The 20,220-nt window shown below is 66.9% G+C and carries 19 protein-coding genes; 6 read left to right on the plus strand and 13 right to left on the minus strand.

Going from position 1 to position 20,220, the window contains the following annotated elements:
- The 4 genes from ABYB95_RS03035 to ABYB95_RS03050 form a co-directional block, all read right to left on the minus strand.
- On the minus strand, positions 1 to 337 hold a 337-nt coding region (locus tag ABYB95_RS03035; RefSeq protein ID WP_372656958.1), incomplete at its 3' end, for an enoyl-CoA hydratase/isomerase family protein.
- A complete protein-coding gene (locus tag ABYB95_RS03040) occupies positions 318 to 1,925 on the minus strand; it encodes a carboxyl transferase domain-containing protein (protein WP_372656959.1) in 1,608 nt (535 codons plus the stop codon). The genes ABYB95_RS03040 and ABYB95_RS03035, both read right to left, overlap by 20 nt.
- Positions 1,922 to 2,428 (minus strand): acetyl-CoA carboxylase biotin carboxyl carrier protein subunit, encoded by a 507-nt coding sequence (locus tag ABYB95_RS03045; protein WP_372656960.1) that lies wholly within the window; start codon positions 2,426 to 2,428, stop codon positions 1,922 to 1,924. Before ABYB95_RS03045 ends, ABYB95_RS03040 begins: the two co-directional genes overlap by 4 nt.
- Before the next feature lie 2 nt (positions 2,429 to 2,430).
- Positions 2,431 to 3,912, minus strand: a complete 1,482-nt coding sequence (locus tag ABYB95_RS03050) for an acetyl/propionyl/methylcrotonyl-CoA carboxylase subunit alpha (RefSeq protein WP_372656962.1) — start codon at positions 3,910 to 3,912, stop codon at positions 2,431 to 2,433.
- Between the two features lie 175 nt (positions 3,913 to 4,087).
- Between ABYB95_RS03050 and ABYB95_RS03055 the strand changes: the two genes are divergently transcribed.
- From ABYB95_RS03055 to ABYB95_RS03080, 6 genes are all read left to right on the plus strand, one after another.
- Positions 4,088 to 5,293, plus strand: coding sequence for an acyl-CoA dehydrogenase family protein (locus ABYB95_RS03055; protein ID WP_372656963.1), 1,206 nt, complete (start codon positions 4,088 to 4,090; stop codon positions 5,291 to 5,293).
- A gap of 4 nt (positions 5,294 to 5,297) precedes the next feature.
- Positions 5,298 to 6,149: an SDR family oxidoreductase gene (locus tag ABYB95_RS03060; protein WP_372656965.1), complete on the plus strand. Its 852-nt coding sequence runs from the start codon at positions 5,298 to 5,300 to the stop codon at positions 6,147 to 6,149.
- A gap of 12 nt (positions 6,150 to 6,161) precedes the next feature.
- Positions 6,162 to 7,091: a 3-keto-5-aminohexanoate cleavage protein gene (locus tag ABYB95_RS03065; RefSeq protein WP_372656966.1), complete on the plus strand. Its 930-nt coding sequence runs from the start codon at positions 6,162 to 6,164 to the stop codon at positions 7,089 to 7,091.
- Between the two features lie 7 nt (positions 7,092 to 7,098).
- A complete protein-coding gene (locus ABYB95_RS03070; RefSeq protein ID WP_372656967.1) occupies positions 7,099 to 8,703 on the plus strand; it encodes an AMP-binding protein in 1,605 nt (534 codons plus the stop codon).
- Between the two features lie 104 nt (positions 8,704 to 8,807).
- Entirely contained in the window at positions 8,808 to 8,933 is a 126-nt protein-coding gene (locus ABYB95_RS03075) for a hypothetical protein (RefSeq protein ID WP_372656969.1), read from the plus strand.
- Positions 8,930 to 9,709: an enoyl-CoA hydratase/isomerase family protein gene (locus ABYB95_RS03080; protein ID WP_372656970.1), complete on the plus strand. Its 780-nt coding sequence runs from the start codon at positions 8,930 to 8,932 to the stop codon at positions 9,707 to 9,709. The genes ABYB95_RS03075 and ABYB95_RS03080 overlap by 4 nt, the downstream gene beginning before the upstream one ends.
- Before the next feature lie 17 nt (positions 9,710 to 9,726).
- Here ABYB95_RS03080 and ABYB95_RS03085 read toward each other — a convergent pair whose 3' ends face one another.
- The 9 genes from ABYB95_RS03085 to ABYB95_RS03125 form a co-directional block, all read right to left on the minus strand.
- The gene (locus ABYB95_RS03085) at positions 9,727 to 11,232 is read right to left on the minus strand and encodes an AMP-binding protein (protein ID WP_372656971.1); all 1,506 of its coding nucleotides are present in this window, start codon (positions 11,230 to 11,232) and stop codon (positions 9,727 to 9,729) included.
- A 14-nt stretch (positions 11,233 to 11,246) separates the two neighbouring features.
- Positions 11,247 to 12,068, minus strand: a complete 822-nt coding sequence (locus ABYB95_RS03090) for an SDR family oxidoreductase (protein ID WP_372656972.1) — start codon at positions 12,066 to 12,068, stop codon at positions 11,247 to 11,249.
- 39 nt (positions 12,069 to 12,107) lie between these two features.
- The gene (locus ABYB95_RS03095; RefSeq protein ID WP_372656973.1) at positions 12,108 to 12,941 is read right to left on the minus strand and encodes an ABC transporter ATP-binding protein; all 834 of its coding nucleotides are present in this window, start codon (positions 12,939 to 12,941) and stop codon (positions 12,108 to 12,110) included.
- A gap of 11 nt (positions 12,942 to 12,952) precedes the next feature.
- Complete coding sequence (locus ABYB95_RS03100; RefSeq protein ID WP_372656974.1) at positions 12,953 to 14,209, minus strand: ABC transporter substrate-binding protein; 1,257 nt, start codon at positions 14,207 to 14,209, stop codon at positions 12,953 to 12,955.
- A 40-nt stretch (positions 14,210 to 14,249) separates the two neighbouring features.
- Complete coding sequence (locus ABYB95_RS03105) at positions 14,250 to 15,323, minus strand: branched-chain amino acid ABC transporter permease (protein WP_372656975.1); 1,074 nt, start codon at positions 15,321 to 15,323, stop codon at positions 14,250 to 14,252.
- Position 15,324: 1 nt separating this feature from the next.
- Positions 15,325 to 16,212, minus strand: a complete 888-nt coding sequence (locus tag ABYB95_RS03110) for a branched-chain amino acid ABC transporter permease (RefSeq protein WP_372656976.1) — start codon at positions 16,210 to 16,212, stop codon at positions 15,325 to 15,327.
- A complete protein-coding gene (locus tag ABYB95_RS03115; RefSeq protein ID WP_372656977.1) occupies positions 16,212 to 18,191 on the minus strand; it encodes a long-chain fatty acid--CoA ligase in 1,980 nt (659 codons plus the stop codon). The genes ABYB95_RS03110 and ABYB95_RS03115 overlap by 1 nt, the downstream gene beginning before the upstream one ends.
- Positions 18,188 to 18,997: an ABC transporter ATP-binding protein gene (locus ABYB95_RS03120; protein WP_372656979.1), complete on the minus strand. Its 810-nt coding sequence runs from the start codon at positions 18,995 to 18,997 to the stop codon at positions 18,188 to 18,190. Before ABYB95_RS03120 ends, ABYB95_RS03115 begins: the two co-directional genes overlap by 4 nt.
- Before the next feature lie 265 nt (positions 18,998 to 19,262).
- Positions 19,263 to 20,000, minus strand: coding sequence for a TetR/AcrR family transcriptional regulator (locus tag ABYB95_RS03125; protein WP_372656978.1), 738 nt, complete (start codon positions 19,998 to 20,000; stop codon positions 19,263 to 19,265).
- Between the last annotated feature and the right edge of the window lie 220 nt (positions 20,001 to 20,220).

A 20,220-nucleotide genomic window follows, 5' to 3' on the forward strand; every position in this document is an offset into this window, starting at 1 on the left:
CCACCGGCATGGGCAGCGTTTGCAGCGCCACGATGGCCGCGTGTGCGTGGTCTATCAGGGCACCGATGTAGTTGGGCAAGTCGTCGAGGTGGCGCGCCATCTCGCGCACGTCGGCGCCGACGCAGAAGGCCGGGCCTTGTGCGCGCAGCAGCACCACGCCAATGTCCGCGCCGGCCCGCAGGCTCGCGCAGTGCGCCAGCATGGCGTCGGCCCAGGCATGGGTGATGACGTTGCGCTCGGTCGGGCGGCGCAATGTCAGCGCCGCGACGCCTGGCCGGAGCAGATCCAGCGTGACGGGTGGCCCGCCAGGGCCGGGCTCACATGCGGAAGACGCCATAACCCGGCTCCTTGATCGGCACGTTGAGCGCGGCCGAGATCGCCATGCCGAGCGCGTTGCGGGTATCGGTGGGGTCGAGAATGCCGTCGTCCCACAGACGGGAGGTGGAGTACAGCGCGCTCGACTGGCGCCGGTAGTCGGCCAGCACGGGTTCCCGGATCGCCGCCACCTCGGCGGCGTCCAGTGTCTCGCCGCTGCGCGCGAGCTGGCGCAGTTTCACGTCGACCAGCACATTGGCGGCCTGCTCGGCGCCCATCACCGAGATCTGGCTTTGCGGCCACATGAAGAGAAAGCGCGGGTCGAAGGCGCGGCCCGACATGCCGTAGTTGCCGGCACCAAACGAGCCGTTGCAGATCACGGTGAACTTGGGCACTTCGGAACCGGCCACCGCCATGATCATCTTGGCGCCGTCTTTGGTGATGCCACGGCGCTCGTAGTCGCGTCCCACCATGAAGCCGGTGATGTTCTGCAGAAACACCAGCGGCGTGCGGTTCTGGTTGCACAGCTCGACGAAGTGGGCACCCTTGAGCGCGCTTTCATTGAGCAGCACGCCGTTGTTGGCCAGGATGCCGATCTTGTAGCCCCACAGGTGCGCAAAGCCGCACACCAGGGTGCTGCCGTAGGCCGGCTGGTATTCGTGGAAACGGCTGGCGTCGACCATGCGGGCGATCACTTCGCGCATGTCGAACTGCACCTTGATGTCGCGCGGGATGATGCCGTAGAGCTCTTTCGGGTCGTAGTGCGGCGCCTCGGGTTCCTGCCACTCGACCGCCGCCTTGGCCGGGCGGTGCCACTGCGCGACCACGTCGCGCGCGATGGCAATGGCCTCGAATTCGTTGCCCGCCGGGTAATCGGCCGTGCCCGAAAGCCGGGTGTGCACATCGCAGCCGCCCAGGTCGTCGGCGCTCACTTCTTCGCCGGTGGCGGCCTTCACCAGCGGCGGGCCGCCGAGAAAGATCGCGCCGTTGCCGCGCACGATCACGCTGTAGTCGGACAGGGCCGGCACGTATGCGCCACCTGCGGTGCAATGGCCGAGCACGATGGCCACCTGCGGCACACCCATCTTGGACAGGATGGACTGGTTGCGGAAGATGCGCCCGGCGTTGTGGCGGTCGGCAAACAGCTCGGCTTGCAGCGGCAGGAAGCCGCCGGCGCTGTCGCAGAGGTGGATCATGGGCAGGCGGTTTTCCACCGCGATGTCGGTCGCGCGCACGATCTTCTTCACCGACAGCGGGTACCAGGCCCCGCCCTTCACGCTGGCGTCGGACGCGTGGATCAGCACCTCGCGACCCGAGACGATGCCGATGCCGGTGACGATGCCTGCGCCGGGCACCTCGCCGTCGTATTCCATGTTGCCCGCCAGCGTGGACAGCTCCAGAAACGGCGTGCCCGGATCGAGCAGGCGCTGGATGCGGTCGCGCACGAACAGCTTGTTCTGGCGCGCCAGGCGCTGCAGGTCGCGTTCGGGCCGATGGTGGCGCACCTGCTGCTGCATCTGGCGCAGTTCGTCGGCCAGGCGCAGGTTGTGCGCGCGGTTGGCCAGAAAGTCGGCCGAGCCGGTGTTGATCAAGGAGTCGATGCGCTTCATGCTGCGGCCTCCGCGCGTTCCAGCGTCACCAGCAGCGCGTCGCGGTCAAAGGTCTGGCCCGCCACCACGTGCAGTTTCTGCACCCGCCCGGCGTGCCCTGCGCAGATCGCGGTTTCCATCTTCATGCTTTCAATCACCACCATCACCTCACCCCGTTCCACGGTCTGGCCCTCTTGCACATGCACCGCGATTACCGCGCCCGGCATGGGCGCGCGTGAAACGGCCTCGGCCTCGTCTTGTTCCTGGCCCGCGAAGCGTTCCAGGTTGTGCGTGTAGCGCAGCGTGTGCGCCTGGCCATCGAGGTGCACATGCACCTCGTCGCCGCGCACCGCCAGGTAGATGCGTTCGCTGTGGTCGCCCACCAGCAGTTCGTGCACGTGCTCGCCACGCGCGGCCAGGGCCACGGCCACGCTGTGCTCGCCCACGTGCAACAGGTATCCGGAAGGCGCGCGCGCGAGCCAGACTTCGTGCTGGCCGCCGTTGAGCGCAAATGTGTGTGCCATGTTCAGTTTCTCCAGGCGCCCATGGCGGCGTGCAAGGCCGGCACGGCGTCGGCCGCGTCGCGCACCGGCCGGCAGGCCAGTGCGGCGGTGGCCAGCAGTTGTTGTGTGGTCGCGGGTGCGAGCGCGGGCTCGGCGGCGACTTCGGGGTGGGCATCCAGAAAGCCGGTGTGGATTTCACCGGCGGCGAAGGCCGGGTGCTGCAGCAGCCGCTGCAGAAAGCCCAGGTTGGTCTTGCAGCCCAGCAGCACGTAGTTGCGCAAGGCCTGGTGGGCACGCTCCATGGCCTGCGCACGGCTGTCGCCCCAGACGATGAGCTTGGCGAGCATGGGGTCGAACGCGGCGGTCACGTCCTGGCCGGCGGCAATGCCGCTGTCCACACGCACGCCCTCGCCCGCAGGCGCCCGCAGCATCAGCACAGGCCCAGTGGTGGGCAGGTAGCCAGCGGCCGCGTCTTCGGCGTACACGCGGAATTCGATCGCATGGCCCTTGGGCTGGAGATCGGCTTGCGAGAAAGCCAGTGCTTCGCCCGCGGCGATGCGCAATTGCTGTTCGACCAGGTCGATGCCGAGCACCGCTTCGGTCACCGGGTGTTCCACCTGCAGCCGGGTGTTCATCTCCAGAAAGAAGAACTCGCCGCCGCCGTAGATGAACTCCACCGTGCCCGCGTTGGTATAGCCCGCGCTGCGCGCAATGCCCGCTGCCGTCTCGCAAATGGCCTGGCGCTGCGCCTCGGTGAGTGCGGGCGACGGCGACTCTTCCACGATTTTCTGGAAGCGGCGCTGCACCGAACACTCGCGCTCGAACAGGTGCACCACCGTGCCGTGCGTATCGCCCAGCACCTGCACCTCGATGTGGCGCGGGTTTTCGACAAAGCGCTCGACGTAGAGACGACCGTCGCCAAAGTAGCGCGCGCCTTCGCTGCGCGCGCGCTCGATTTCGGACGCGAGCTGGGCCGCCTCGCGCACCACGCGCATGCCTTTGCCACCGCCGCCCGCTGCGGGCTTGATGAGCAGCGGAAAGCCCACGGCGCGTGCGCGTTCGGTGAAGGTGGCGGGGTCGTCGTCTTCGATCGCCGAGGGCGCCACCGGAAAGCCGCCGCGCTCGACGAAAGCGCGCGCCCGCACCTTGTCGCCCATGAGCTCGATCAGTTCGGGCGTGGGGCCGATGAACGCCAGGCCAGCCTCGCGGCAGGCTTTCGCAAAACCGGCGTTTTCCGACAGAAAGCCGTAGCCCGGATGCACCGCGCCCGCCTCGGCGGCGCGGGCGGCTTCGATGATCTGCGCGCCATCGAGGTAGGCGGCCACCGGGGTTGCCCCGTGGATTTCGATCGCCTGGTCGGCCTGCTTTACTGCCGGAGCACCGGCATCGAGCCGGTGGTAAACCACAACCGCCTTCAAGCCCAGGGCCTGCACGGTGCGCACGATCCGCAGGGCGATCTCGCCCCGGTTGGCGATCAGCACGGATGAGAAAGTCCAGTTTTGCACCAGCGTCAACTCCTGAAGGGACACACAATGCCCTGCGGCAAATGATAGTGAGTGACACTCATTTTTATATTGGTATTTCCCCTAGTTCTGCACGTTTATATCTGTGTAAAACTAATGAGCATCACTCATTTATAGCCGTTGCAGCGACCGCATCGGCACCGCACAAGGAGCGCGCATGTCAGAACCCCTCACCGCCCAGCGTGGCGCCGCCCAGATCTTCAGCGGCCTGTCGGACGACGAGGCCGAGTTGCTGAGCCAGGCCGACCGCTTTGCGCGCGCCGAGCTCTACCCGCTTGCGCCGCACATGGACAACGAGGAGTGGTGGCCCGACCAGGCTTTTCCCAAACTCGGAGCCAACGGCTACTTCGGCATCACAGCGCCCGAATCGCTGGGGGGCTCCGGCGCCGACCTGTTCACCAGCGGTTTGATTCTTCAGGCGTTTGCGCGCTGGAACCACGCATTCGCACTGAGCTGGGTGGCGCACGAAAACCTGTGGCTGCAGAAGCTGCTGCGCAACGCCAGCCCCGAGCAACTGGCGCGCTACGCGCCGCCCATGTGCCGGGGCGAATCGATCGGCGCGCTGGGCCTGACCGAACCGGGCGCCGGATCGGACGCCCTGGGCTCGATGCGCACCACCGCCGTGCGCGATGGCGACGACTATGTGCTCAACGGCACCAAGATCTACATCACCAACGGGCCGGTGGCCGACGTGCTGCTGGTGTACGCCAAGACCGACAAAGGGCTCGGATCGCAAGGCATTTCGGCCTTCATTGTGGAAAGTGGCTTCCCCGGTTTCAAGGTGGCGCAGAAGCTGGTGAAGATGGGCTTTCGCGGCAGCCAGACGGCGGAGCTGGTGTTCGACAACTGCCGCGTGCCGGCGGCGAACCTGATCGGTGCGGAAAATTCCGGCGTGAAGGTGGTGATGAGCGGCCTCGATCTCGAACGCGCCATGATCGCGCCGCTCTGCCTGGGCATTGCCGAGCGCGCACTGGAGCTGAGCCTGGACTATGCGCGCACACGCCAGCAGTTCGGCAAACCCATCGCCAGCTTCCAGATGGTGCAAGACAAGCTTGCGCAAATGTATGTGTGGGTCGAATCCATGCGCGTCTTCACCTACCAGGCACTGCGTGCCGCCAGCGCCCTCGAAGGCGGCGATGCCGGGCGCGGCGACATCCACAAGATCACGGCGGCCTCGGTCATGTTCGCGGCCAACACCATGAACCAGGTGCTCAACGAAGCGGTGCAGATCCACGGTGGCAGCGGCTACATCTGGGAGTCCGAGATCAACCGCCTGTACCGTGCGATCAAGCTGCTGGAGATCGGCGCGGGCACGACCGAGGTGCGCAAGATCATCATCAGCGGCGAAATGCTGCGGGGCTGAGCGCATGAACGACGACCCCATGGAAAACGATGTGTGGGCCATGCCCACGGTCTACCGCAGCGACCTGTTCGCTGGGCAGACGGTGCTGGTCACCGGTGGCGGCACCGGCATTGGCCGGGCCACGGCGCTGCTGATGGCGCGGCTGGGTGCGCGCGTCATCGTCTGCGGCCGCACCCTGGAAAAGCTGGAGCGCGTGGCCGAAGAAGCCCGCGCCCACGGCTGCGAGGTGCTGCCCATGGCGGTCAACATCCGTGAACCCGAACAGGTCGAGGCGTTGTTCGACGCCATCGCGCGCGAACACGGCGCCCTGCACGCGGTGGTGAACAACGCCGGCGGCCAGTTCCCGCAACACGCGATCGATTTCAGCGCCAAGGGCTGGCGCGCCGTGATCGACAACAACCTCAACGGCACCTGGTTCATGATGCAGGCCGCTGCGCGCCACTGGCAAGGCCGCAAGGCACCGGGCGTGATCGTCAATCTGGTGATGGTGGTGGACCGTGGCATGCCCGGCATCGCGCACAGCGTGGCTTCGCGCTCGGGCGTGATCGGGGTGAGCCGCACGGTGGCCGTGGAATGGGCGCCCCTGGGCATCCGCGTCAACTGCATCGCGCCCGGGCTCACCGCCACCGAAGGGCTGGCGGTGTATCCACCCGAAGCGCACCGCGAGTTCCCGCGCTCGAACCCGCTCAAGCGACCGGGCAGCCTGCGCGAAATCGCCGAGGCCACGGTGTTTCTGGCCAGCCCCGCCGCCAGTTTCATGACCGGCGAAGTCATGACCGTGGACGGCGGCGGACAACTCTGGGGCGAATTCTGGACCGCCGGGCGCCCCGCTTATTTCGACCCCCCAACACCCTGAGATTGCATTGCCATGCCCCAGCACAAAGTCATCATCACCTGCGCCGTCACCGGTTCGATCCACACGCCCTCCATGTCGCCGCACCTGCCGGTGAGCGCCGAGGAGATCGCTGAAGCCGCCATTGGCGCGGCCGAAGCGGGTGCTGCCATCGTGCACCTGCACGCGCGCAACCCCGCCGATGGGCGGCCCGACCAGTCCCCCGAGGCTTTCGAGCCCTTTCTGCGCGCCATCAAGGCGCGCTCCAACGTGGTGGTCAACCTCACCACCGGTGGCTCGCCCTACATGTCGGTCGAAGAACGCATCCGCCCCGCGGCGGTGTGGAAGCCCGAGGTGGCCAGCCTGAACATGGGCTCGATGAACTTCGGTCTGTTCCCCATGCTCAAGCGCTTCAAGGAATTCAAGCACGCCTGGGAACCCGAGATGCTGGAGAACTCGCACGACCTGGTGTTTCGCAACTCGTTCAAAGACATCGCCTACGCGCTCAACACCTTGAACGAGACGAACACGCGCTACGAGTTCGAGTGTTACGACACCAGCCACCTCTACAACCTGCACCACTTCTGGCAAGAGGGTTTGGTGAAAGCGCCGTTGTTCATACAGACCGTGTTCGGCCTGCTCGGCGGCATCGGTGCGCACCCGGAAGATGTGCAGCACATGAAGCGCACGGCCGATCGGCTGTTTGGCGACAACTACCGCTGGTCGGCCCTGGGCGCGGGGCGCAGCCAGATGCCGGTGGCGGCCATGAGCGCGGCCATGGGTGGCAACGTGCGCGTGGGCCTGGAAGATTCGCTGTGGGCCGGCAAGGGTCGGCTGGCAGCGTCCAACGCCGAGCAGGTGCGCCAGGCGCGCGGCATCATCGAAGGTCTGGGCCTGGAGGTCGCATCACCCGACGAGGCGCGCGAGATCCTCAGCCTCAAGGGCGCTGGCCAAGTGGCGTTCTGAGGCCGCCATGACCGACATCAGCACCCTTCACGACAACCTGGTGCGCCGCGTCAACGTCGGCGACATGCTGCTGCGCAGCGTCGAACGTTTCCCCGAGCGCGAGATGCTGGTTGACGGCGCGCGGCGCTGGAGCTACCGCGCCTTCAACCGCTGGACCAACCAGCTGGCCCACGGTCTTGCAAGCCTGGGCTACGGCCCTGGCGACCGCCTGGCCCTGATGGCGGGCAACTGCGCCGAGTTCCTCGCCACCTATTTCGCTTGCGCCAAACTGGGCGTGGCTTGCGTGCCGATCAACCTGCTGTGGGGGCCGAACGAAATCGGCTATGTGCTGGCGCACGCGAAGGCACGCGGCGCCGTGGTGGAAGCACCGCTGCTCGCCCGCCTGGTGGCCGCCCTGCCCGCCGACGGTTCCGTGCGCGACGTCGTCAGCATGGGCGAAGTCCCCGATGCGCCGCTGCCCGCTGGCGTGCACGCCAGCGGATTCCAGGCGCTGTGCGCGCACCAGCCCGATACCGAACCCGAACAGGTGGTGGCCAACGACGCTGCCGTGTCCATCCTCTACACCAGCGGCACCACCTCGGCCCCCAAGGGCGTGGTGGCCAGCCACCTGGCGATCTGCATGGACTCACTGGGCACGGCACTGGACACCGGCATGAGCGGCAGCGACCGCATCACCGCCATGCTGCCGCTGTTCCACACCGCCCAGCTCAACGCCTTGTGCACGCCCGCTATCGCGGTGGGCGCCGGGATCGTGGTGCTGCGCGAATTCCATGCCGCAAGCTTGCTCGATCTGATCGAACGTGAGCGCCTCAGCGTGGTGTTCGGCCTGCCCCTCATGGTGCGGGCGCTGTGCGACGCACAGGAAGCGCAGCCGCGCGACCTGGCCAGCCTGCGGCTGGCGGTCTATGCCATGGCGGCCATGCCGCAAGCCGATCTGGTGCGTGCCATGCGGCTGCTGGGTTGCGAATTTTCACTGATGTTCGGCCAGACCGAAATGAGCCCGGTGGCCACCTTCTTCCGCCCCGAACACCAGCTCAGCCACCCCGGCGCGGTGGGCACACCGGCCACCAATGTGCGCGTGGGCATCATGGACGAACACGGCGGTTTGCTGCCTGCGGGCGCAACCGGCGAAATCGTCTACCGCAGCCCGCAGTTGCTGAACAGCTACCTCGACAACCCCGACGCCACCGCCGAGGCGTTCCGCCACGGCTGGTTCCACTCCGGCGACGCCGGCCACATGGACGCCGACGGCTTGCTCTGGTTCGAGGACCGGTTCAAGGACGTGATCAAGTCGGGCGGCGAAAACGTGTCCTCGCTCGAAGTGGAAAAAGCCATCCTGGCGACCGAGCCCGGCATTGCCGAGGTGGCCGTGGTGGGACTGGCGCACGCCCACTGGACCGAAGCCATCACCGCCTTCGCGCTGCCCCGGCCCGGCAGCGCGCTCGATACCGGCGCTGTGCTGAAGCGCTTGCGCGAAACGCTGAGCGCGTTCAAGTGCCCGAAGGACATCGTGGTGCTGGACGCCCTGCCCAAGACCGCCACCGGCAAGATCCAGAAAGCCCAGCTGCGCGCGCAATACGCCCGGCACTACGACGTGGGCCCTGCAGCCTGAAGCGCAACACTGTAACTAACGGCGTCGGCCGCGGGCGACACACGGTGCACGTCGTAACCCCAGGCCACAGCAGCACACCGATTTTTTTCGACAGTAAATGAGCCATGCCCCTTTTGTGTGATTTTCAAGACGGCGCGTTCTACCTGGGCGTGAGCCATTCCGGCGAGCGCAAAAGCTACCAACACATCAAACACGACCGCCGGCGCAAACGCTGGCTGGGATGGGCATGACCGACACCCCCGTGACCCTGACCCGCAAAGGCGGCGTGGCGCAGTTGCGCTTCAACCGCCCGCTGCAACTCAACGCGGTGAACCTGCCCACCGCGCACGCCTTTCTGGCCTGCTGCCGCGAGATCGCCGCTTCGCCCGAGCTGCGTGCGGTGATTCTTTCGGGTGCGGGCGATGCCTTCGGTGCGGGTGGCGACCTCAACGAGCTGAAGGACGATCCACCGGGTGCCGCGCCCGGCCTCATCGGGCCGGTGCACGAGGCCGTCAAGCTCATCGCTCGGATCGACGCCCCCTTCATTGCCAGTGTGCACGGCGTGGTGGCTGGCGGCAGCCTGAGCCTGGCCATGGCCTGCGACCTGGTCATCGCCGCCGAGGGCACGAAGTTCAACCTCGCCTACGTGAAGATCGGCACCACCTGCGACGGCTCGGCCTCGTGGAGCCTGCCGCGCCTGGTGGGCACGCGCAACGCCATGGCGATCGCCTTGTTGGGCGACAGCTTCGACGCGGCCGAGGCACACCGCCTGGGCATGGTCAACCAGGTCGTGCCACTCGCCGCGTTGGCAGACACCTCGCAAGCCATCGCACAGCGCCTGGCCAGCGGCCCCACGCTGGCCATTGGGCGCATGAAGCGCCTGATCCGGGGTTCGTTCGAGCACGACCTCGACACCCAGCTCGACCTGGAACAAGAGGCCTTCGTGGCCAACGCGGATTCCGAGGATTTCAGGGGCGCGATCCACGCCTTCCTGAACAAGCGCAAGCCCCAATTCAACGGCCGCTGAAACGGCCGCGCAGCGTATCAGGCGTACAGCTGCTTGATGCGCTCGCGGTCGTTGCTGCCGTCGGCCTTCTTGGGCAAGGTCGCTGCAAACACCACCACGCGTGGGCGCTTGTAGCGTGCGATGCGCTCGCCCACAAAGTCGATCAGCTCTTGTTCCGACGGACGGGCGCCCTCGGCGGCGACGCAGATGGCGCGCACCGATTCGCCCCAGTGCGCATCCACCACGCCGATCACCGCCACGTCCACCACCTGCGGGTGCAGCCGCAGGACGGTCTCCACCTCGTCCGGGTACACGTTTTCGCCTCCGGTCTTGATGAGCTCCTTGGTGGCGAGACGGCCGCTGTACCAGAGCACCCCTTGCGCGTCGAGATGGCCGCTGTCGCCGGTGTGCAGGCGGCCCGAGCGGAACACCTGCGCGTTGTCGGCTGGGCGCTGCCAGTAGCCAGCGAACACGCACGGGCCACGCAGCGCGATCTCGCCGGTTTCACCGGTGGGCAGCGGCAGGCCTTGTTCGTCGACGATGTCCACCGCGCACAGCGGCAGCGGCAGACCCACCGATCCCGGCAGGTCGCGCCAGGGCGCCAGACTCACCAGGCCAGAGGCTTCGGTCTGGCCATAGCCGGTCCAGAAGGTGGCGCCGGTGCAGGTGGCCTCCAGGCGCTGGATGGTCTCGGGAGCATCGAGGCCGCACACGTGGCGCAGGCTGGCCAGCATCGCCGGGGCCGAAGCGGCCGCGTCCAACAGCCCGCCCAGCATGGGCGCGAACTCGGCCAACAACGAGACCCGGTGCAAGCCGATCAGCGCCAGCGCTTCGCCCGCCTGGTAGGCCGGCATCAGCACCGAGCTGCCGCCCGCCATCTGTGTCGCCAGCGTGAGCGACACTGCGGTGGAATGGAACAGCGGCAGGCAACACAGGTGCACGTCTTGCGGGCCAAGCGTCCAGGCTTGCTGCAGCTGCAGCGCATTGGCCAGCAGGTTGCGGTGGGTCAGTGTGGCGGCCTTGGGCCGCTGGTCGCTCCAGGCGGTGTGGATCAACAGCAGTGGGTCGTCGGCCGCCACGGTCGCGGGCTCACACCCGACCTCGAGATACAGCTGCGACACATGCCGAAAACCGTCGCGCGGGCTGTCCAGCCGGATCGGGTCTGGTGCATCCGGCCGGGCCAGCGCGTCGTCGAGCAGCGGCCAGAACTCGTCGTCCACCAGCACCAGCTTGGGCGTGTCGCCTGCCAGCACCAAAGCCACCTCCGCGGTGGACAGGCGCCAGTTGATGGCCGAGACGATGGCACCCAGGTGCGCGGCCGCACCCAGCAGATCGAGGAACTCGATCCGGTTGCGCGCCAATATCGCCACGCGGTCACCCGGGCCCACACCCAGGCCGCGCAGGCCGGCGGCGAGCTGGGCGGTGCGGGCGAGTTGCTCGCGGTGGGTGGGTGCGTGCGATGCGATCTGGAACGCGGTGCGGTCGCCATGCAAGCGCGCGTTGCGCACCAACAGGTCGGTGTAGGTGGTGTCGTTCGCGGCCACGGCGTTTCTTCGTCTCACAACTGAGGCGCTGCAGCAGCGGCACGGCCCGCCGCTTCGAGCGTGGGTTTCACACTCTCCAGCGCGCCGCCACCGTCGCAGGGTATGACCGCGCCCGAAAGATAACCGGCATAGGGCGACGCCAGAAACAAGGCCAGGTTCGCGATGTCGTCCAGCGTTCCCATGCGTTGCAGGGGCACGCGCCCCACCGCTTGCGCCAGTGCCTCGTCGGTCTGCCCCATCAGGCGTTTGACGCCTTCGGTGCCATCGATGGGGCCGGGCGAGATCGCGTTCACGCGGATACCCTCACCACCCCATTCCAGCGCCAGCACGCGCGTGAGCTGGTCCACACCGGCCTTGGCCGCGCAGGCGTGCGCCTGGAAACGCATGGCAATGCTGGACTGCGGTGCCGTGATGTTGATGAACGCCGCGCCCGGCTTGCGCAGGTGGGCATAGGCTTGTCGCGCCACGTTGAAGGTGCCGACCAGGTCGATGTCCACCACGGCCCGAAAGCCGTTGGCCGACATGTCCTTGGCCTCACAAAAGAAATTGCCCGCCGCACCCGAGACCAGCACGTCGAGCGGGCCGAAGCGTTCGACCGCCGAGTCCAGCGCGGTGCCGACCGATTCGAAGCTGCGCACATCGGCGCAGAAGCCTGCCACGCCATGCCCGTGCACCGACAGCCGCTCGACGGCCTTCGCCACGTTCTCCGGCTTGCGGCTGACCACCGTCACCGAAGCACCCTGGACGGCAAAGGCCTCGGCGATGCCGAAGTTGATGCCGGTGGTGCCGCCGAACACGAGCACGTGCTGTTGGTCGAATCTGAGGTCGATGCGCATGGATGAAAGGCCTTGAGTCTGAAAGATGAAAAATGCGCGTCAAGACAACCAGCGCTTGCGGCGCCGGTAGTGTTTGACCGCGTGGTAATCGGTCTGGTGGCCGCCGCCCAGGTAAAACTCCTGCACGTCGGGGTTGGCCTGCACCGCTTCGGCGGTGCCCGCCATCACCACCCGGCCGTTCTCGACCAGGTAGGCGTGGTGCGCGATGCCCAGAGCGGCCACCGCGTTCTGCTCGACCAGCAGCACCGACACGCCGCCCTCTTGGTTGATGCGGCGCACGATGTCGAAAATTTCGTCCACCAGCAGTGGCGAGAGGCCGAGGCTGGGCTCGTCCAGCATCAGCAGCCGGGGCTCGGTCATCAATGCCCGGCCAATGGCGAGCATCTGCTGCTCGCCACCTGACAGGTAACCGGCTTGTGTGCGGGCGCGCTCTTTCAACCGCGGGAACCACGCAAAAACCTTTTCGGTGAGCTCGGTCACATGGCGCTTGTCGCGGTGCATGGACGCCGCCGCCAGCAGGTTTTCGCCCGGCGTGAGGTGCTCGAAGACGCGGCGGCCTTCGAGCACGTGGGCAATGCCACGGCGCACACGCTCGGGCGGCGCCAGCCCAAGCAGGTCGGCACCCGCGAAACGCGTGCCACCCCGGCTCACCCGCCCGCGCTCGACCGACAACAGCCCGCTGATGGACTTGAGGATGGTGCTCTTGCCCGCGCCATTGGCGCCGAGCAAGGCCACCAGACCCCCTTGCACCACGTCGATCGACACGCCCTTGATGGCGAGCGCGACGTTGTCGTACAGCACCTCCACGTTGTTGAGCTCCAGCAGCTTCTCCCCGGCTGGCGTGCCGGTGTTGTCGGTGGCGTGTGCGGTCATGGATTGGGCCTTCAGTTGCCGGTCTTCTTGAACTCGGCCGACGAGGCCTTGATCAGTTGCCAGACCAGGTCCTGGTCGGCCGCGATCCAGTCGGACTTGGCGACCCAGCGCTTGCCGTCCCACTGCGCCACGCGACCCATGCCACCCCCCTGGTGGTCTGCCTTGCTCAGCGTGATGGGCGGCGCAAGACCTTCTGCGTTGAAGTCCTTGATGCTGAGCAAGCCTTCGTTCAGCGTCTCGGTGGTAAGCGCTGCGCCCTTGCTGATCTCCAGCCCGCGCCGCGCGCCCTCGACCATCAGTGCCGCGGCCAGCACGCCGATGTTGTAGTAGCTCGTGCCCACCAGATCGGCGGGGCCCGCGCCCTTGTTCTTGGCGACCACTTCGCGCAGGATGTCCTGGATGATCTTGGGTTCGCGACCGCCCGCAGCACCCTCGAACTTGAGCACACCCGTGGCCTGCTCCGGACCGACCACGCGCATGTCCGACTCGGACAACCACACCACCGAGGCGATGCGGTTGGTCGGGATGCCGTTGCGGATCGCTTCCTTGACCGAAACCGTCTGGCCCACACCGCCTCCCCAGATCAGGGTCCAGTCCGGTTGCGCGCGGCGCACCTGCGTCCACACCGCCGACTGCTCGTTGCCCGGTGGCGCATACGGATAGGCCAACAGCTCGAAGCCGCGCCGCTTGGCGAGTTCCTGCAGCAGCGGCAACGGCTCGCGACCAAAAGGCGTGTCGATGTGCACGATGGCGATCTTCTTGCCCTTGAGGTCTTTCTCGGCGCGCGCGATGTACTCGATCAGGATCGCCGCCTGCGACCAGTAGCTGGCCGACATCGGGATGATGTACGGGAACACCGAGCCGTCGGCGGCGTCGCTGCGGCCCGAGAACATGGTGACCAGGTTGACCTTGTCTTGCAGGGCGCGCGGCACCAGCGCGCGGCTCACCGGCGTGGAGAGCGGATCGACCAGCAGCACGCCTTCGCGCTTGAAGCGTTCGTAGGCCTCGATGCCGCGCTGCGTTTCGTTGCCGTGGTCCACCACGTCCGCCACGATCTTCCAGCCGCTGAGTCCACCGCGCTCGTTGATCAGCGTGAGGTAGTCGCGCTGCCCCTGGCTGTACTCGGCCGTCACGAAGGTGTACACCTTGGTGAAGTCCTGCGCCATGCCGAACTTGATGACTTTTTCCTGCGCCATCACCTGCGGCACAAAGCCGCCGACCAGGGTTGCGGCGGCCACGGCCACCACTTGTCTTCTGCCAATTTTCATGCTGTGTCTCCTAGGGGTTGCATTGCAGTCAAAAAGGTCGTCAGCGGCGGGCATGCCGAAACGGCCACACGAGAAACATGTTGCGCAAGTTGTCGTAAATCTTGGCCAGGCCGAGCGGCTCGAACAGCAGAAAGCCGACGATGAGGCCGCCGTACAGAATCAGGGGCGCATGGGTTGCGAGGTCCGAACTGAGCTGCCAGCCGAAACTCGAGGAGAGGGCCGCCAGGCCGTTGTTCAGCAGCGAAGGCGCGAGCAGAATCAACGCAGCGCCCAGGAAGCAGCCCAGCACGCTGCCCAGGCCGCCCACGACCACGGTGGCCAGCAACTGGATGGACAGGTCGATGTGATACTGCTCGGGCGAGACCGCCTTGTAATAGCAGAACGCATAGAGCGCGCCCGCCACGCCGCCGATGAAGGAGCTGACCCAGAACGCGAGCAGCTTGTAGCGAAAGGCGCTCACGCCCAGAATTTCGGCCGCATAGTCTTTTTCGCGCACAGCCGCCAGCGCGCGGCCCAGGCTGGAGCGGCGCACGTTGAGCATGAACAACGTGATCACCGCGCAAGCGAAGAGCGCGACGAAGTAGAGGCCGGTGTCGGACGTGACCGCATGGCCCAGGATGCGCACCTGCGGCAATTGCAGCGAAGCCTGCGAACCCCCGCTGATGGCGCCCACGTGCAGCACCACGAAGTCCACCAGGTACTGCAGCGCCAACGTGGTCACGGCCAGGTACAAGCCCTTGACGCGCAAGGCGGCCGCGCCAAAGGCCGAGCCGATGACCGCTGCGGCCAGGCCGCCAACCAGCAGCGAGATTTCGAACGGCACACCGGCGCGCGCACAATGCCCGGCCGCATAGGCCCCGATGCCCATGACCGCGCCATAGCCCAGGTGCACCTGGCCCGCACCACCCATCAGCAGATTCAAGCCCTGTGCCGCGCAAACCCACAGCAGCAGCGGCATCAGGTAGGTGTTGAGGTACAGCGAAGGCAGCAACCAGGGCGCGGCCAGGGCCAGCAGCAAGACCGCGATCAGCAAGCCCCGGTCGAAGCGCAGCGGCCAGAGTTGGCGCGTCTGCCGGTAGTCGGTGTGGCGGATGCCAGCCAGTCGGTAGAACATGTCAGACCCTTTCGATGTGTTCGCGGCCGAACAGGCCGTGCGGCCTCACCAGCACGGTCAGCAAGATGATCACGGAGGCGACCACGTCGCGCGTGCCGCCGCCCACGATGGGGTCGAGGTAGCCGGCGGCCACGCTTTCGATCACACCGATCAACAAGCCGGCGACCAGCACGCCGGGCACGCTGTCCAGACCGCCGAGGATGGCGATGGCCACGGCCTTGAGCAGCAACAGCGACAAGGTCCAGTCCACGCCCTGCGTGGCGCCCCACAGCACGCCGGCCGCACCCGCTGCGCTGCCCGCCAGGCCCCAGGCGATGGCGATCATGGTCTCGACGCGGATGCCGACCGACCAGGCCGCGACCGGGTCGTCCGAGACCGCCCGCATGCGGATGCCCAGCGCGGTGTTGTAGAACAGAATGGCGCCGGCAATGAACAGCAGCGCGATGCCGCCACCGACCAGGTAGGCGCGGTTGACCAGGATGTCCCCGAGCAGCAGCGGAGCCTGCGAAATGCCCAGGTCCAGCCGCTTGACCGTCGAACCCATGAGCCCGGGCACCAGGCCGCGCAGCAGGATCTCCAGCCCCAGCGTGAGCATGATCACCATCACCACCGGCTGGCCGATCATGCGGCGCAGCAAGAAGCGTTCGACGAACACACCCAGCCCGAACATCAGCACGATGGACAGCGGCACCGCGAGCCACACCGGCACGCTCAGCGACAGGATGAGCACGGCGCAGAAGTAGCCCCCCGCCATGCAGAAGGCGCCTTGCGCGAGGTTGGCGTAGCGCGAGGCCTTGTAGACGACCACGATGCCCAGCGCCACCAGCGCGTACATCAGGCCGACCAGCGCGCCGTTGATCGAGAGTTCGGCCAGCAACAGGATGTCCATCAGTCGACCTTTTTCAGAGTGAGGGAGCGGCGCAGCACACCGCGCTCGCCGCTCTCGTAAGTGATAGCGGTATCAAAATCGATCGCCACGGAAGCGCTGGGCATGGGTGCGAACAGCGCCTCGATCAGCACGGCGTAACGCTCCTCGATCACGTTGCGGCGCAGCTTGCGCGTGCGCGTGATCTCACCGTCGTCCGGGTCGAAGTCTTTGGGCAGGCTCACGAAACGCGTCACGCGCAGCTCGGGCTTGAGCACGGTGTTGACGTGGCGCACCGCCTGCGCCATCAGCTCCAGCACCTCGGGCAACTGCGACAGCTCGGCATACGAGGTGTAGGACAGGCCGCGCTGCTCGGCCCAATGGCCGGTCGACTCGAAGTCCACACACAACATGACCGCCAGGTGGTCGCGCCCGGCACCGATGACGGCGGCGTTGCGCACATAGGGACTGAACTTCAGCCGGTTCTCGATGTAGTTGGGCACGAAGCGCTCGCCCGCTGCCGTGTAGACCACTTCGCTCACACGGCCCAGCACCACGAGGTCGCCATCGGCTTCGAAGTAACCGGCATCGCCCGTGGCCAGCCAGCCATCGCGCAACACCTCGGCCGAGGCCTCGGGGCTCTCGTGGTAGCCAGGGAACACCGAGGCCGAGCGCACCAGAATGCCGCCGTCGTCGTCGATGCGCACCTCCACACCCGGCATCGGCCTGCCCACGGTGTGCAGCTTCACGTTGCCGTCCACGTGCGCAGCGGTCAGCGCGCTGGTCTCGGTCTGGCCGTAGAACTGCTTGAGGTTGATGCCCATCGCGCGGAAAGCCACGAAGACGTCTTCACCCAAGGCTTCGCCGCCGGTGTAGGCGCGCTGTGCGCGCGACAGGCCGAGAAAGTCTTTGATGGGTGCGAACACCAGCCACTCGCCCAACTGGCGCAGCAGGCGCTGGCCCAGGCCAGGCTGGCCGCCAGACAGGCGCAGGCGCTCCATGGCCACGGCCCGCAGCATGAACCAGTCGTACAGCGCGCGTTTGAACGGTGTGGCTTCGGCCATGCCGACCTGCACCCGCGTGAGCATGTTCTCCCAGGCGCGCGGCGCGGCCAGGTACATGGTGGGCGCCACCTCGCGCAAATCGTGCATCACCGTTTCCTGGCGCTCGGGGATGTGGATGGTGAAGGCCAGCGCGATGCCGGCGCCCAGCGTGAACACGAAGTCGCCGACCCAGGCCATGGGCAGGTAGGCGTAGTGCGATTCGTGGCGCGCAAAGCAACCACCGGCGTGGGCGTTGCGTGCGCCCTTGAGCACGTTGGCGTGCGTGAGCGGCACGCCTTTGGGTGTGCCGGTGGTACCCGACGAATGCATCAGCACCGCATAGTCGCTGCCCTGTGCACCGGTGATGAAGCGCGCCAACAGCGCCGGTTCTTCGCGCAGGCGCTCACGGCCACGCGCCAGCAGCACGTCGAGACCGAACAGGCCGGGCTGCGCATACGCCGCCATGCCACGCGGGTCGCTGTAAAAGATTTCCTGGGGCCGACCACAGGCCTCGCGCAGACCGAGCAGCTTGTCCACCTGCTCCTGGTCTTCGGCCACCGCCAGGCGCGGATGGCCGAGCTGGCTGTACTGCAGCAGTTCGCCAGGTGGTACGTCCGAGTAGATCGGCACCGGGTAGGCGCGCAGCGCGCCCGCCGCGAGCATGACGGCGTACAGCTGGAGCCGGTTGTCGCCAATCACCATCATCGCGTCACCGGCCTTCAGGCCATGCTCGTCGAGCGCAGCGGCCATGGCCAGCACGTCGGCCAGCACCTGCGTCCAGGTGTATTCGCGCCAGATGCCGCGTTCCCGCTCGCGCACCGCGATGCGCCCGCCCTCGTCCCGCGCGTTGCGCGCCAACGCCGCGACCAGCGACACGGGCTCACCCGCCTCATCGCGCGGCCACTGCGCGGCGGCCTGGTGCACGGCCGCCAACAGCGCGGCGTCGGGTGCGGCGTTCATGCCGAAGCTCCCGCACGCGCTGCGGCGCGCTGGCCCAGATAGGCCGCCACCACCTGCGGCGACGAGATCGCCTCGCGCGGCGTTCCGCTGGCAATCGCCTCGCCGTGGCTCAGCACCAGCACTTGGTCGCACAACGAAGTCACCACATCCATGTGGTGCTCGATCAGCAGAATCGAGACACCGCGTTCGTCGCGCGCGTCGAGGATGAAGCGGGCGATGTATTCCTTCTCTTCCTGGTTCATGCCGGCCATGGGCTCGTCGAGGATCAGCAGACGCGGCTCGGACGCCAGCGCGCGCGCCAGTTCCACGCGCTTTTGCAGGCCCGGCGGCACGGTCTCGATGGCGTCGTCGCGCACGTCCTGCAGCTGCAGGAAATCGATGATGTCTTCGGCCACCTCGCGGTGCACGGTTTCCTCGCGCGCCGCCCAGGCCCAGTAAAACAGCGAGGCCAGTGCGCCCGGCTTCATGTGCACGTGGCGGCCGAGCAGGATGTTGTCGAGCACGCTCATGCCACGAAACAGCGCCAGGTTCTGGAAGGTGCGGGCCACGGCATGCTGGGCGATGCGGTAGGGCCGCATGCCGGTGATGTCCTGCCCGAACAGCTTCACCTGCCCGGCCTGGGGCGGGTAGAAGCCGGTGATCACGTTGACCATGGTGGTCTTGCCGCTGCCGTTCGGCCCCACCAGCCCAACGATCTCGCCCTCGGCGATCGACAGGTTCACGCCCTTGAGCGCCTTGAGGCCACCAAAAGAACGCTCGACGCCGATGCATTCGAGCACCGGCGTGCGGGACGCAGGAGGGGTCATAACGATCACGGTGTCTCCGACATGCCCGTCCGCCAGATGCCGGCGGGCTGTAGTTTTTGAGTCAGACTCGTATTGACCCGTTAAGAGTTAAAACCAGCCTGTTGCCGGGATCGATTGTTATGTTTTATTGAGTCAGGGTCAACAAATATGCAAGCGTATTCGGGCAAACACCTAGCCACCCGGGTTCACGGTCGGAAAAACGAGGAACCAGGGTCGCACCAGCGGGGCACAGCAGCGCCGGCGCAGGTGCGGGAATGAGCCGGGCTCAGGCCGGTTTGTTCGGGCGCGGTTTCGCAGCGGGCGCCGCCGGTGCAGCGGCCAGAAGCGCCTCGATGCGCGCCAGGCGCGCCTCGACGCCATCGGCGGGGACCGCACCGAGCTGCAAACCGTGCAGCAGGGCAGACGAGAAACGGTCGGCCAGGGTGTCCACGTTCACACTGCGGCCGCCGTAGAGCACGGGCCACATCATGTGCTCCAAGCCGCCGTACACCATGGAGCGCACCATCTCGAACTCCACGTCCGCCGACAGCTCGCCATCGGCCACCGCCTGCACCAGGGTCTGGCGCAGGAAATCGGTGTACTGCACGTGCAGATCGTGCAACACCGAACCCAGGTACTCCGGCCCGGTGCGGACTTCGTGCAGCACCAGCCGGGCCAAGCCCGGTGTCTCGGTGTACACGCGCACATGGCGCCAGATGATGAAGCGCAAACGCCCCCGCAGGCCGTTGATGCGCGAGAAGCCTTCGCCCACATCGGAAATGAGGGGTTTGTAGAGCGCGTGCAGAACCTCGTTCAGCAGGTCGCGTTTGGTCGGGAAATAGCGGAACACCAGACCTTCGACCACGCCCACGCGCGCGGCAATCTCGCTGACCGAGGCGCGCTCGAAACCCTTGTCGAGAAACACCTCGCGCGCGGCGGCGAGGATTTCGCCTTCGCGCTGTTGGCGCCGCTGGGACTTTTTGGCCCCGTCGGCGGGCTCGGCGGTTCGGGATGTAGCCTTCATGAAAGTCCGGTCGGTGAAAACCGCTAGCTTAACGCCTCGGTTCCGTTTTGCCCCCCGCGCTGGGGGGTGGCCTGGGGCCTGGCCAGCGCGTTGTACGGGCACGGGTTACAGTGCTGGGCCGACCAAGCGCCCGCCTGAGCGGCACACGAACAAGCCCACCCATACCCAGCGGACCGCGCCGAACGCACGCGCGCGAACCCACCGTTTTTACCCACCCGGA

Source organism: Hydrogenophaga sp., assembly GCF_041633695.1.
In the GTDB taxonomy this organism is placed as follows: Bacteria; Pseudomonadota; Gammaproteobacteria; order Burkholderiales; family Burkholderiaceae_C; genus Hydrogenophaga.

What these genes read in the sequence shown, in the direction of transcription:
- ABYB95_RS03115 (WP_372656977.1), bottom strand. Translation starts at nt 18,191, where the DNA reads ATGAACGCCGCACCCGACGCCGCGCTGTTGGCGGCCGTGCACCAGGCC.
- ABYB95_RS03105 (WP_372656975.1), bottom strand. Translation starts at nt 15,323, where the DNA reads ATGTTCTACCGACTGGCTGGCATCCGCCACACCGACTACCGGCAGACG.
- ABYB95_RS03045 (WP_372656960.1), bottom strand. Translation starts at nt 2,428, where the DNA reads ATGGCACACACATTTGCGCTCAACGGCGGCCAGCACGAAGTCTGGCTC.
- ABYB95_RS03055 (WP_372656963.1), top strand. Translation starts at nt 4,088, where the DNA reads ATGTCAGAACCCCTCACCGCCCAGCGTGGCGCCGCCCAGATCTTCAGC.
- ABYB95_RS03080 (WP_372656970.1), top strand. Translation starts at nt 8,930, where the DNA reads ATGACCGACACCCCCGTGACCCTGACCCGCAAAGGCGGCGTGGCGCAG.
- ABYB95_RS03060 (WP_372656965.1), top strand. Translation starts at nt 5,298, where the DNA reads ATGAACGACGACCCCATGGAAAACGATGTGTGGGCCATGCCCACGGTC.
- ABYB95_RS03100 (WP_372656974.1), bottom strand. Translation starts at nt 14,209, where the DNA reads ATGAAAATTGGCAGAAGACAAGTGGTGGCCGTGGCCGCCGCAACCCTG.
- ABYB95_RS03075 (WP_372656969.1), top strand. Translation starts at nt 8,808, where the DNA reads ATGCCCCTTTTGTGTGATTTTCAAGACGGCGCGTTCTACCTGGGCGTG.
- ABYB95_RS03095 (WP_372656973.1), bottom strand. Translation starts at nt 12,941, where the DNA reads ATGACCGCACACGCCACCGACAACACCGGCACGCCAGCCGGGGAGAAG.
- ABYB95_RS03065 (WP_372656966.1), top strand. Translation starts at nt 6,162, where the DNA reads ATGCCCCAGCACAAAGTCATCATCACCTGCGCCGTCACCGGTTCGATC.
- ABYB95_RS03090 (WP_372656972.1), bottom strand. Translation starts at nt 12,068, where the DNA reads ATGCGCATCGACCTCAGATTCGACCAACAGCACGTGCTCGTGTTCGGC.
- ABYB95_RS03110 (WP_372656976.1), bottom strand. Translation starts at nt 16,212, where the DNA reads ATGGACATCCTGTTGCTGGCCGAACTCTCGATCAACGGCGCGCTGGTC.
- ABYB95_RS03120 (WP_372656979.1), bottom strand. Translation starts at nt 18,997, where the DNA reads ATGACCCCTCCTGCGTCCCGCACGCCGGTGCTCGAATGCATCGGCGTC.
- ABYB95_RS03070 (WP_372656967.1), top strand. Translation starts at nt 7,099, where the DNA reads ATGACCGACATCAGCACCCTTCACGACAACCTGGTGCGCCGCGTCAAC.
- ABYB95_RS03125 (WP_372656978.1), bottom strand. Translation starts at nt 20,000, where the DNA reads ATGAAGGCTACATCCCGAACCGCCGAGCCCGCCGACGGGGCCAAAAAG.
- ABYB95_RS03040 (WP_372656959.1), bottom strand. Translation starts at nt 1,925, where the DNA reads ATGAAGCGCATCGACTCCTTGATCAACACCGGCTCGGCCGACTTTCTG.